The organism is Pseudomonas sp. CFII64, assembly GCF_000416235.1.
Taxonomy (GTDB): domain Bacteria; phylum Pseudomonadota; class Gammaproteobacteria; order Pseudomonadales; family Pseudomonadaceae; genus Aquipseudomonas.
In genome coordinates this window covers 15796-28005 of record NZ_ATLO01000028.1, presented here as the reverse complement: position 1 = coordinate 28005, position 12210 = coordinate 15796, and the positions used below count along the sequence as shown (strand labels likewise).

Here is a 12210-nt window from a genome sequence, read left to right as displayed (position 1 = left end):
GCAAGCTGAATGACACATCTCAATGCAATCAACCCAAGGACCGGTGTGTCCGACTATTCGTTCGAGGCGGCCAGCGTCGCTCAGGTTAAGCAGGTCGTGCAGACAGGCCGCGCCGCCCAGAAAGCCTGGGCTGCCAGCAGCCTTGAGCACCGTGTGCGGGTGATGAACCTGTTTGCAGACTCTCTGGTGGTTTTCGGTGACCGCATTCGCGAAGCACTGACCATCGACACCGGCCGCAAGAAGATCTCTGCAGAAGAAGTCGATGCGGTGTTCCACATGACTCACGGTCATGCAGCCAACGCGCCGAAGATTCTCGCTGAAGTCAGCGGCCCTTCGAGCAATGTCGCAGACGTCGATTTCATCCAGCAGTACGTTGCCTATGGCGTCGTCGGCGTTATCAGCCCGTGGAACTTCCCGATGGTGCTGTCGTTCATCGATGCGTTGCCCGCCTTGTTGGCGGGTAACACTGTCGTGATCAAGCCCAGCGAAGTCACCCCGCGTTTTGTCGATCCGCTCGTTGAGGCTATCGCGTCGGTGCCTGAACTTGCCGGTGTGATTTCCGTGGTTCGTGGTGGTGCCGAGACAGGCCAGGCCCTGATCGAAAACGTTGATCTGGTGGTCTTTACCGGTTCGATTCCAACCGGACGCAAGATTGCTGAAGCAGCAGCCCGTCAGCTGATTCCTTGCTTCCTAGAGCTGGGCGGCAAAGATGCTGCCATCGTACTTGAGGGTGCTGACCTCGACCGCGCCGCGACCTCCATCGTGCGCAGTGCGGTCTACAACACCGGGCAAGTCTGCTACGCCATCGAGCGTGTCTACGTCGATGCCAAAGTCCACGATGAGCTGGTGCAGAAGCTGCAGGAAAAGTGCGATTCGTTGACGCTGAACTTTCCAAGCGTCTCCAGTGGTGACATTGGCCCGTTCATCTTTCCACAGCAGGCGCAGATCGTTGCCAGTCAGCTCAACGATGCAGTGTCAAAAGGCGCCCGTATTGTCACCGGCGGCGAATTAGTCACTCACGATGGCGGCACCTGGATGGGCGCCACTGTCGTTGCGAACGTCGATCACAGCATGGCGCTGATGACCGAAGAAACTTTCGGTCCAGTGATTCCGGTCATGCGCTTCAGCACTGAAGCCGAAGGTGTTGAGCTGGTCAATGACACCGTATTCGGCCTCAGCGGCGCTGTGTTCGCCAAGGACATCGAGAAGGGCACCGAGATTGCTTCGCTGATGAATGCTGGCGGTGTCAGCATCAACGACACTGAACTGCCTCGGGCAATTACCCTGGACGCAGAAAAGAATGCGTTCGGCCAATCCGGCATCGGCGGTTCACGTTATGGTGCAGGCACCATGCTGCGCTACGTGCGCAAGAAAGCATTGATTCGTAACCACGGCGAAGTCAAACCACTGACTGCGTTGGCAGAAGAGTAAGCCGTACATGTCCAGCACCAGTAACGCGAAGAAAGTAATCGTAGTCGGCGGCGGTATCGCAGGTCTGACATCGGCCTGGCATTTGTCCAAGGCAGGGTTCGATGTCCAGGTGTTGGACGCCGGCAATACGCCGGGGGGCCGGTGTCGTGAAATCGTCCTCGATGGCGTGCCAGTACGTGCCGGCGCGCGGATGCTCTACAGCTTTTACAGTGGCGTGATGACACTGATCGACGAGCTGGGTATTGCCGACGAGATGGTCAAGCTCGGCCACGCAAGTATCCAGTGCGAATCGACAACCAAGCGCTACCCGATCACCTTCGGTCCCTCCAAAGATCTGCTTTTTGGCGGCTCGATGTCTCTGCGTACATTGCTGCGCTTGCGCAAGCTGGTGCCGGATCTGGTTAAGGCCCGGCGTTCCGGCAACCCGGACGATGTGGCTTCGCTCAGTGAGTTCGATCATTTGACGCTGGCTGAATACTTGCGCGAGAAAGGGCTGGAGGAATTCGATTCCAATGTGGTTCAGCCCTTGTTCCGCGGGGCGCGGAACTGGAATACCCAAGACGTTTCACCCAGTTTCTTCCTGTTGACCACGGCCTTCATGGCCGGTCACTACGCATTTACCTTCAAACAGGGCATCGGCTATCTGGCTCAGAAGCTGGCCGAGCGGTTACAGGTACGCAGCGGTGTGCGGGTTTCGACTATCGAAGAAACGGCAACCGGCGTGCGCGTGCTGGCCAATGGCGCCGCAGGTGAAGCCTTGGAGCTTGATGCCGACCTGGTGGTGTGTGCCACAGAGGGAGACGCAGCACTGCATCTGTTGAAGGGGCCGCAACCTTACGTAACCGAGTTCCTGGGCGGCGTGCGGTACAACCCGCTGAATATCAATTACGCCGTGCTGGAAAATGCACCTGGCAGGACCCTGGATTTTTATGGGGAAGGTCACCCCTGTGGTCTGGCGATCATGGAGTGTGTACCGGGATCGGGCCGTGCCGAAGATCCGCCCAAGATTTTCTGTGAGTCGGGCCCGGAACAATCCAACGCCCGTCTGGGTGGGCTGGAAAACAGCCAGTTGCTCCCGGGCCTGGAACAGCATATCGGCAAAGCCGCACCCGGAGCGGTCGTGCAACGCTGGGTCAATCAGTGGATTCCTTCAATGTTGCCAGTACCGTATCCAGGTTATATCGCAACGCTTAAAAAATTTCGTAGCGAGCAGGCTGTTCAACCGCGCAAAGTTTATTTCGCGGGGGATTATCTGGGTACCGCGTTAGTGGGAGGTGCTTGTGCAAACGCCGGTGACACTGCGCAATTAATTAAATCTCACTGGGCCTGAGTGCCCGGTGAACATCTGGAATATTAGTTATGTCTGAAGCATTGAAAGTGAACGGTGCGCGTCGTCGCGCCAAAGACTATGTACACCCGAATATGGCCAACGCCTACACCTTCGCCCATTGCCCTTCGGCGATCGAAGTTGATGGCTGGGTTTATCTGACTGGCGTCGTGGCAGCACCCACCGCAGAGGAGGGCGCAGACCTGAAACCCGCGTTTGAGCGCGCATTCACGCAGATCGGCGAAGTGCTGGCGATGAGCGGCTGCACGTGGGATGACGTGATCAAGCTGACCTCGTTTCACCTGGATATTTCCAGCGAGTTGACGACGATGGCTGAGGTCAAGGATCGCTACATCACCGAGGCTCCTTATCCTGCGTGGAGTGTGCTCGGTGCGGGCAGTCTGGCCAATCCGCTGGGTGTTTGCGAGATTGAAGTAATCGCCCGTAAGACAGCTGTTTCCAAGTAGTCGCCCTGTTTTATATAAGCAGTCGTTACTGAGCTAAAACCTGAAAGTTTCACTGTTGACGCGGTGCAGAGTTGCATCGGCGAGCCCCTGCGCCCGCCGATCGTGTCGACGGCTGGGCGGAGTATAAAAGTTGACGATATTCAACGAATTAAATCTATTGCCTGATGACCCTATTCTGGGACTTATCGATTTGTACCTGCGTGATGAGCGCGCGGACAAAATTGACCTCGGTGTGGGTATCTACAAAGACGCCGGCGGCAATGCTCCGGTGATGGCTGCAGTGAAGAGAGCCGAAGCATGGTTGCTGGCGAGCCAGAAGACCAAAGCCTACACGCCAACCGAAGGCGCTCCGGGTTTTACCGAAGCGTTGTCAACGCTGGTCTTCGGTACGCCAACAGGCCAATGGGCTACCGAAGGCGTCCAGACCCCCGGTGGCACCGGAGCCGTTCGACTGGCCGCAGAGTTTGCTCGTCGTGCCGGCGTACGCAATGTGTTGATCGGTACGCCAACCTGGGCGATTCACCAAAGCATCTTCGCCAGTGCGTCAGTGGCCACACCTGGCTATGACCACCTTGACGTGCAAGGGGCTTTCAATCTGCAAGCCTTGCTGGCCGGCATGTCCGACTTGAAGCCCGGTGAAATGGTGCTGCTGCAGGCGTCCTGTCATAACCCGACCGGTATCGATCCGACCCTGGAGCAGTGGCGCGCTATCCTCGCCCAGGTGCAAGCCCAAGGCCTGGTACCGGTCTTTGACCTGGCGTACCAGGGCTTCGGTGACGGTCTTGTCGAAGACGCCGAGGCAGTGCGGCTGTTTGCTGCGCAACTGCCGTTGGTATTGGTCGCCGTTTCCTGCTCGAAAAATTTTGGTCTGTACCGCGAACGTACCGGGGCGCTGTTTATTGCGGGCAGCAATGCACCCCGTATGGCGGTCATCAAATCCCATCTGGTGGATCTGGCGCGTTGCATCTGGTCCATGCCACCGGCTCACGGTGCCGAAGTGGTCAGCCTGATCCTGCACAGCGTGGAGCTGACCAGCATTTGGCGTGATGAAGTCGGAGCCATGCGCCAGCGCATTGTCATGCTGCGGGCCGCGCTTATCGAAGCGCTGCATCGCCAGGGGGTGGATGCGTTCACTCAGTTGCCTTTGCAGCGAGGCATGTTTTCCAACCTCGGCTGTGCCACGTCGCTGGTCGAGGCCCTGAGAAAGGAACATGCCGTCTATGCCGTGGGGTCCGGACGTTTGAATGTTTCGGGACTTTCAATGGCCAACGTGGATGTGGTTGCCCAGGCATTGCGCGATGCACTTCGCGCTTGATTCAAGCAGACATGCGGGAGGTCTCTGATATGAACGCAGAAAACAAACGTCGCGTCTGCATCGTCGGCGCGGGCGCAATTGGCTCCACGCTGGCGGTACGGCTGAGTCTGGGTGGTCAACACGTCAGCGTGCTGGCACGGGGCGAAACGCTCTCTGCAATCAGGCAAAAGGGCATCACGCTGCACGACCTTGAGGGCACCCACTGCGTTCAGGTCAACGCCAGCGATGAACCTGCCGAACTCGGGATTCAGGACGTGGTGTTCATTTGCACCAAGGCCGATGCCCTGCGTCACCTGCTGCCTACCCTAGCTCCGTTGCTGGGCCCGGACACCATCGTGATCCCGGCAGTCAATGGCGTGCCGTGGTGGTATTTCAGCTACCAGAGCGGTCGCTTCGCCGGTCAGCACATCGAAGCGGTGGACCCGGCCGGTGAACTCAGCGCGGCAATGGACGCGCAACACCTGATCGGCGCAGTGGTGTTCATCACCGCCCAGGTGGAGCGCCCGGCTGTGGTTCGATCCACCAACCCTCATCTGATGATCTTTGGTGAGCCCAGAGACGAGATCACCGAGCGTCTTCAAGGGCTGTGCTCAATGATGGAAGTGGCAGGGGTCCAGGCCCGTGCCACCGACCGGATTCGTGACACGTTGTGGACCAAGATTATTGCCAACCTCACGTCCAATCCTCTGTCAGTGGTCACTGGCGCGACCCTGCAGCAGATCTACGGGCGCGACGAACTGGTCCCAGGCGTCCTGAACGTGTTGCACGAAGCACTGCTTGTGGCTGCTGCGTATGGGGTACGGGTTTCCCATGATCCGCAGACTTTTCTGCGCATGGGTGAAGGCATGGGCGCTGTGCGCACTTCCATGCTTCAAGACTTCGATGCGGGCAAACCGCTGGAACTGGCTGCTATCGGTGACGCGGTTGTGGAGCTTGCCGAACTACAAGGTCTTTCGATGCCACACACTCGGAACATTCTGAGTCTGGCCCGTTTCCGCTCGGCTGCCCACAAGGCTGCCCATTAAAAGCGAGTCAATAACCATGACTGATCATCTGCAAGATCCATCCTCGGCCTCTTACAGCGAAGGTGAATGGGAACTTCGGGTCAAGCTGGCCCATTGTTACCACCTGGTAGATTTCTTCGGCTGGACCGAGACCATCTTCAATCACATTTCTGCACGGCTTCCGGGCCCTGATAATCACTATCTGGTGAACCCGTTCGGGCTCAACTACAGCGAAGTGACCCCGCAGAATCTGCTCAAGGTCGATCTGCAGGGCAATAAGCTGCAGGCCTCTGAATTCGATGCAAACCCGGCTGGATTCGCGCTGCACAGTGCGGTGCATGGCGCCCGCGATGACATCCATTGCCTGATCCATACCCACACGACAGCCGTGTCAGCCGTAGCTCAGAAGCGCTCAGGGTTCACCCATGACAGTTTCTATGGTGCCCAACTGACCGGTCGCATTGGCTATCACCCGTTCGAAGGCATCACCCTGTTTGCCGACGAAAAAGAACGCATGCTCAACAGCCTGGGTGACAAGCACATTCTGGTGTTGCAGAACCATGGTATTGCAGTCGGCGAGAAGGATATCGAGCGCGCCTTCTTCCTGCTCTGGACCGTACAGCGCGCCGCAGAGATTCAGGCCCTGGCGTCTTCCATGCAGGGTGAGAACACCCCTTTGCCCCCGGCAGTCAGCGAGCGCTGTGCTGATCTGACCGCGATGCTGATCCGTGACAGCGGCTTCGCCGAGAAATTCTTCAACGCCATGGTGCGCAAAATGAAGGAGAAGAATGCCGGGGCGAGGGCCGAACGATGACCATCGTCGTACAGGCGCTGGAGCTCGGCGGCTCAGGCCCGACAGTCATGGTTAAAGACACCATGGATGTCGCGGGGTATCCCACTCGTGCATCCAGCCAATCGCTGCAGGATGCTCCACCCGCTACCGTGCACGCGACCGTCGTGCAGTCGGTGTTGGACGCCGGGTGTCGTTTGACCGGGAAAACCAGCCTGCATGAGTTGGCCTTTGGGACTACAGGGATCAACCACTGGACCGGTACCGCGCTGAACCCGCGCTTCCCCGACCGTATACCGGGCGGTTCTTCAAGCGGTTCAGCGGCCGCTGTCGCCGCAGGCCTGGTGGATTTCGCACTGGGGACCGACACCGGTGGCTCGGTTCGCATACCTGCGTGCTGCTGTGGGGTATTTGGTTTCAAACCGACGTTTGGCAGGGTCAGTCGTGCCGGGGTAATGCCCGCACACAGCAGCCTTGATTGTGTCGGACCGATCGCCGCCAGCTTGCCCATGGTGGTGACGGCGATGGAGTCCATTGATCCAACCTTCAAACGCCTGGCAGGGGTTGAAATTCCTCGACTCAAGGTACTGCAGATAACGTGCAGCCCTGAGGTGCGTGAAGTCTTCGAGCGTGCAGTCGCGGCGATGGATCTCGCCACTGAACCGCTGGCGCTGGCTCACATGCAGGCCGCGTATGGCGCGGGGATGACGGTGATCAACCGCGAAACCTGGATTGCCTGCGCCCATCTGCTGGAAACCGGTGCCGTCGGTGCCGATATCCGGGGCCGGTTGATGGCTGCGGGAGAGACCAGTGATGCAGCCCTTGCTACGGCGGAAGAAGTGAGAGTGTTGTTCACCGCGGAGATCGACAGGGCCGTCGCTGACGGTGCAGTGCTGTTGCTACCTACGATGCCTGATTTGCCGCTACGCCTGTCCGAGGCCAGCGACACCCGTGCGGTGCTGGGCATGACCGCGTTTGTACGACCATTCAATCTGTCCGGCCACCCGGCGCTGACCATTCCCTTGACCGGCGCCGAAGGCCTGCCCGTCGGGCTGCAATTGGTCGCGGCCAAAGGTGCAGACGAACACCTGCTGGCCGTCGCCGAGACGCTGATCAATCGCCTTTACAGCAACACCGCATGGAGCTCGTTATGAGTGCTTTGAACGCGTTTTCGGCCCCGGCCGACGCACCAATAATTAATGAGACGAGCTTCGCGGCGTTACTCGAAGACATCCGTACCCGCGCCCGTCAGGGTGAGTTTGACCGCCAGCGACACATCTCGCCGGACGTAATCGACGCCTTCAAAGCCCAAGGCATCTACCGGGCACTGGTACCCAAGCGCTTTGGTGGTAATGAATGCTCGCCGGCAGCGTTCTGCCAGATGATCGAGCGTATCAGTCATGCGGACGGCTCCGCGGGTTGGGTCGCCAGTTTTGGTATGAGCCCGATGTATCTGGCAGCGCTGCCTGTGGCCACTTTGGCCAAGGTGTACAGCAACGGCCCAGACGTGGTGTTCGCGGGCGGTATCTTTCCGCCACAGCCGGCCGATCTGGTTGAAGGTGGTTTCAAGGTCAAGGGCCGCTGGAAATACTCCAGTGGCTCCCTGGGCGCCGAGTTGATTGGCGTCGGCATCATCCCGCGTAACGGCGAAACACTCGACCTGCCACGGCTGGCCGTCATGCCCCGGAGCGCAGCACGCATCGAGCAGACCTGGGACACCGTCGGCCTTGCTGGCACCGGCAGCCATGATGTGGTTGTTGATGACGTCACCGTTCTCGAAGAATGGACGTTCATAAGGGGCGGAAAATCCAATCTGGACGAGCCATTCTTCCGCTATCCCTCGCTATCGTTTGCGACCCAAGTGCTTTCGGTGGTCGGGTTGGGCGTTGCCCGGGCAGCGCTGGACGAACTCCGCGGCATGGCCAGCGGACGTATTTCAGTGACTGGCGCGCCAGCCCTGGCTGACCGTCCACTGGCCCAGGTAGAAATCGCCAAGGCCGAGGCTGCGCTGTTGGCTGCCCGGGCCTTCTTTTACGAATCCATTGATCGTGCCTGGCTGCAGGTGCTGGCTGGCGACCCGGTGCCGCAGGAGGTGACCAATCTTCTGCGCCTGTCCTCGACCCACGCCAGTCGCGTTTCGGCCGATGTTGCTCGCACCGCGCAAATGCTTTCTGGCATGACCGGCGTGTCTGTCGACAGCCCTCTGGCGCGCTGCGTCAACGATGCCAACGTGGTGACACAGCATGCCTTCATGGGCGACGTCACGTACCAGAACGCCGGCGCGATCTTTTTCGGCAAGCCACCTTTGCCAGGCTACCTCTAAGCACTTTCTCTAGGAGTTTTTCATGACTGATAAAAAACCGTTGCGCGTGCTGTTTTGCATGGGCATCAATCAGAACTTTTTCGACGCCCCACGTGAGGAGCAACTGGAGGTCTGGGCCGCGTTTAGCGCCATGTGGAACGGCATTCACGACCTGCCGGGTGTGAAGGTATTCGGCAACATGGACGACGATCAGAGCATGGTCGGCCCGTCTACTGGCTATCCATGGACCACCTACCTGCTGGCCGATGTGCCGGACATCGAATCCGTCAACGCGGCATGCAACCTGTTCCGCAGCACGCCGGTGGGCGAGGGCCCTTACAAACTCTGGAAGTACGCCAAGGTCGAGGCCCGTACCGGCCGCGAACTGATTATCCAGCGCTGATTCCTGCCAGTTTAAAGAGCCTGTCGCCATGAACCACGAACTTCGCCTCGAGCAGCTTGAACAGCGCCTTGCGCAGCTGGAAAGCGAAAACGCCGTCCGCGCCTGCATGAACCGCTACATGGTGCTGTGTGACGAGCTGGGAGTGGATTCGCCCCTTGATGAACTGGCTGATCTGTTCACTGAAGACGCTATCTGGGAAGGCAAGGGTGCCAAGTACCAGAACGCCTTTGGTGGCTATCGGGGTCGGGATTCGATCAGGGCGATGTTCGCGACCTACATGGTCGAACCGGCGCACTTTGCCCTCAACGTGCACTTCCTGACCAGCGAGCTGATCCGCGTTGAAGGTGATCGTGCCAGCGGCAGCTGGGTGATGTTACAGACCTCGACTTTCGCCAGTGGTGCTTCGCATTTGAACAGTGCCCGGCTGAGCGTCGAGTTCCAGCAAGAGCCCGAAACAGGCGTGTGGCGCATGGCGCACTTTGTCACCGAGAACCTGTTCAGTCGGCCGGTAGACACATGGAACAGCAACGCACACCTGCCGGTGCCTGATAAGTCGGGCCAGTGACAGTAACAATTTCTGAGAGTCGGCGAGCAATGCCGACGAGGAGCCACCGTGACTCATCTGATCAACGCCGTGAACCTGGATGTCAGCCCCGCCGAGCTGATCAAGCACGACCGCGTGCATACCTCGCTGTACACCGACGCCAAGCTGTTTGACGTCGAGCTGGAAAAGATTTTCTACAGCACTTGGGTCTGGGTCGCGCACGTCAGCGAAATCCCTGATTCGGGCAGTTACAAAAGCACGTACATCGGCAAGCAGCCGGTGATCGTGGTCCGCGACCGCAAGAAGCAGGTCCATGTGCACCTCAACCGCTGCCGCCATCGTGGCGCCACGGTCTGCGAACACAAGAAGGGCAAGACCAACAGCTTCGTCTGCCCGTACCACGGCTGGAGCTACGCGCTGGATGGTTCGTTGCGCGGCGTGCCAAGCCCGGAAAGCTACGGCGATTGCCTGGACAAAGCCGAGCTGCCACTGGTGAGCCTGCGCGTCGAAGAATACGCGGGCATGTTGTTCGCCACCTTCAAGGACGACATCGAACCGTTGGTGGATTTCCTCGGCCCGGCCAAAAAGTGGATGGACCTGTTCATGAAGCAGGGCGCCGGTTACCCGATCAAGGTCCCGGGCGAACACCGTTTCCGTTTCCCGGGCAACTGGAAGATCCAGCTGGAAAACACCACCGACGCCTATCACTTCCCGCTGGTGCACAAGTCGTTCCTGTCTTCGGTGGATGAAGAAACCCTCAAGCTGTTCGATTTTGTCGAAGGCCCGGGCTACGTCGAAGACCTGGGCAACGGCCACAGCGTGATGGTGATGATTCCTGATCTGGTGGATCTGGAAGCCGATCTCGACAAGCCGATCCCTGAGCGTTTCGAAGCCCTAGCTGTGGAGTTGCGTGATGAAGGCATCGAAGAGCAGCAAGTGCGGCGCATCGTCCGCGCCGTGGGTGGTTCGGGTTTCAACCTCAACCTGTTCCCCAACGTCGCGTGCTCCATGGCGTTCTTCCGGGTGCTGCAACCGATCTCCGTAACCGAGACTGAAATCCACCACTCGGTGATCACCATGGACGGCGGCCCGGCGGTAGCCAACCGCTATCGCCTGCGCCTGCACGAACACTTCCAGGGCCCGATGGGCTTCGGCACACCGGACGATTCCGAGGCGTGGGAGCGCGTGCAGAAGGGCGCCAAGGCCGGCGAAGACCTGTGGATCATGCTCAACCGTGGCCTGCCTGGCGAGATGCCAAGCGAAGACGGTCTGGTCAGCGACGTGAGCGCCGAGACTGGCATGCGCGCTGCCTACCAACAGTGGAAAAAGATGATGTCGGCGGAGACCAAGTAGATGAACCTGAAATTACTGAACCAAGTCACCGCTTTCATCTGGGCCGAAGGCGACATGCTCGACCATGGCGAGTTCGAGACCTGGATGAACCTGTGGACCGAAAAGGGCACCTACATCATCCCTATCGACCCCAAAGAAGAAGACTTCGAGAACACCCTGAACTACGCCTATGACGACCATCACATGCGCAAATTGCGGGTGCAGCGTCTGACCGGTGGTGAGTCGATCTCCACCAGCCCGCAGCCACGGACCGTGCGCACCTTGTCGCGTTTTCGGGTGCTGTTCGAGAGCGATGAGCACGTCACCGTGCGTTGCGCACAGAACCTGCGTGAGTTCCGCAAGGACTCGCTCAAGCACTACAGCGCTGACATCGTTTACGAACTGGAGCGTGCCGGTGAAAGCTTCAAGATCCAGCGCAAGCTGGTTCGCCTGATCAACTCCGACGATGCGCTTGCCGGTCTCGGCTACATCCTCTGAGGAGCTGAACATGACTCATATTGCATTGGTCACTGGCGCGGGGCAGGGGTTGGGATACGCCATCGCCGAATGCCTGCTGAGCGCGGGTTATCGGGTCGTCATCAGCGATCGTTCGCTGGAAGCTGCTCAGGCAGCTGCGCAGGCATTGGATGGCGGTTGCAAGCGTACCTTGGCCGTCCAACTCGACGTCGGCATCAAGGCCGATTTCGAGATGGCGTTGGACACGGTGCTCGGCCATTGGGGAGCGTTGCATGTGTTGGTCAACAATGCGGCGGTCACCAAAACCACGCCCGTGATGCAGATCAGCCCGGAAGAGTTCGACGCAGTGGTTGGTCTAAATCTGCGCAGCGTATTTGTCGGCTGTCAGGTGATCGGTGCCTATATGGCCGCTGCCGGTTACGGCCGGATTATCAACATGGCCTCACTGGCCGGGCAGAACGGCGGCACCGCGACAGGCGCGCATTACGCGGCGTCCAAAGGCGCCATCGTCACCCTGACCAAGATTTTCGCCAAGGAACTGGCGGCCAGCGGCGTGACCGTCAACGCCATCGCACCGGGGCCTATCGAATCTCCCGCAGTGCGTGCAGCCGTGCCGCCGGAGCGTCTGGAAAAGCTCATCGAAGGCATCCCGGTCAAGCGTCTGGGGGACGCTGGTTTCCTCGGCAAACTGGTTGTGCAACTGGCCGGTGAAGATGCGTATTTCACTACCGGGGCGACCTGGGATGTGAACGGCGGGCTGTTTATGCGCTGAAGGCTCTTCATGCGCTGAAGGCTTAAGGCTTGGCAATACCGGGCTG

Annotated in this window: 13 protein-coding genes; all 13 read left to right on the top strand. The window is 59.2% G+C overall.

Translation table 11 applies throughout. The features are described 5' to 3' along the window. Nucleotides 1-9: 9 nt before the first annotated feature. Nucleotides 10-1431, top strand: coding sequence for an aldehyde dehydrogenase family protein (locus tag CFII64_RS13065; protein ID WP_020291254.1), 1422 nt, complete (start codon nt 10-12; stop codon nt 1429-1431). Between the two features lie 7 nt (nt 1432-1438). Continuing rightward, nucleotides 1439-2761, top strand: coding sequence for an NAD(P)/FAD-dependent oxidoreductase (locus CFII64_RS13060; RefSeq protein WP_020291253.1), 1323 nt, complete (start codon nt 1439-1441; stop codon nt 2759-2761). 29 nt (nt 2762-2790) lie between these two features. Further along, a complete protein-coding gene (locus CFII64_RS29010) occupies nt 2791-3225 on the top strand; it encodes a Rid family hydrolase (protein WP_020291252.1) in 435 nt (144 codons plus the stop codon). A 130-nt stretch (nt 3226-3355) separates the two neighbouring features. Next, nucleotides 3356-4540 carry an aromatic amino acid transaminase gene (locus tag CFII64_RS13050; RefSeq protein ID WP_044901345.1) on the top strand — a complete coding sequence of 395 codons (1185 nt, stop codon included), beginning with the start codon at nt 3356-3358 and terminating at the stop codon, nt 4538-4540. A gap of 29 nt (nt 4541-4569) precedes the next feature. Then, nucleotides 4570-5565: a ketopantoate reductase family protein gene (locus tag CFII64_RS13045; RefSeq protein WP_020291250.1), complete on the top strand. Its 996-nt coding sequence runs from the start codon at nt 4570-4572 to the stop codon at nt 5563-5565. Nucleotides 5566-5581: 16 nt separating this feature from the next. Continuing rightward, complete coding sequence (locus CFII64_RS13040; RefSeq protein ID WP_020291249.1) at nt 5582-6358, top strand: class II aldolase/adducin family protein; 777 nt, start codon at nt 5582-5584, stop codon at nt 6356-6358. Then, complete coding sequence (locus CFII64_RS13035) at nt 6355-7488, top strand: amidase (protein ID WP_020291248.1); 1134 nt, start codon at nt 6355-6357, stop codon at nt 7486-7488. The genes CFII64_RS13040 and CFII64_RS13035 overlap by 4 nt, the downstream gene beginning before the upstream one ends. Then, entirely contained in the window at nt 7485-8657 is a 1173-nt protein-coding gene (gene iacA, locus CFII64_RS13030; protein ID WP_020291247.1) for an indole-3-acetate monooxygenase, read from the top strand. Before CFII64_RS13035 ends, iacA begins: the two co-directional genes overlap by 4 nt. 22 nt (nt 8658-8679) lie before the next feature. Further along, nucleotides 8680-9039, top strand: a complete 360-nt coding sequence (locus CFII64_RS13025) for a hypothetical protein (RefSeq protein WP_020291246.1) — start codon at nt 8680-8682, stop codon at nt 9037-9039. Nucleotides 9040-9067: 28 nt separating this feature from the next. Beyond that, entirely contained in the window at nt 9068-9604 is a 537-nt protein-coding gene (locus tag CFII64_RS13020; protein WP_020291245.1) for a nuclear transport factor 2 family protein, read from the top strand. 48 nt (nt 9605-9652) lie between these two features. Further along, a complete protein-coding gene (locus CFII64_RS13015) occupies nt 9653-10936 on the top strand; it encodes a Rieske 2Fe-2S domain-containing protein (protein ID WP_020291244.1) in 1284 nt (427 codons plus the stop codon). After that, nucleotides 10937-11413: an aromatic-ring-hydroxylating dioxygenase subunit beta gene (locus CFII64_RS13010; protein WP_020291243.1), complete on the top strand. Its 477-nt coding sequence runs from the start codon at nt 10937-10939 to the stop codon at nt 11411-11413. A 10-nt stretch (nt 11414-11423) separates the two neighbouring features. Next, nucleotides 11424-12164, top strand: coding sequence for an SDR family NAD(P)-dependent oxidoreductase (locus CFII64_RS13005; protein WP_020291242.1), 741 nt, complete (start codon nt 11424-11426; stop codon nt 12162-12164). Nucleotides 12165-12210: the final 46 nt, after the last annotated feature.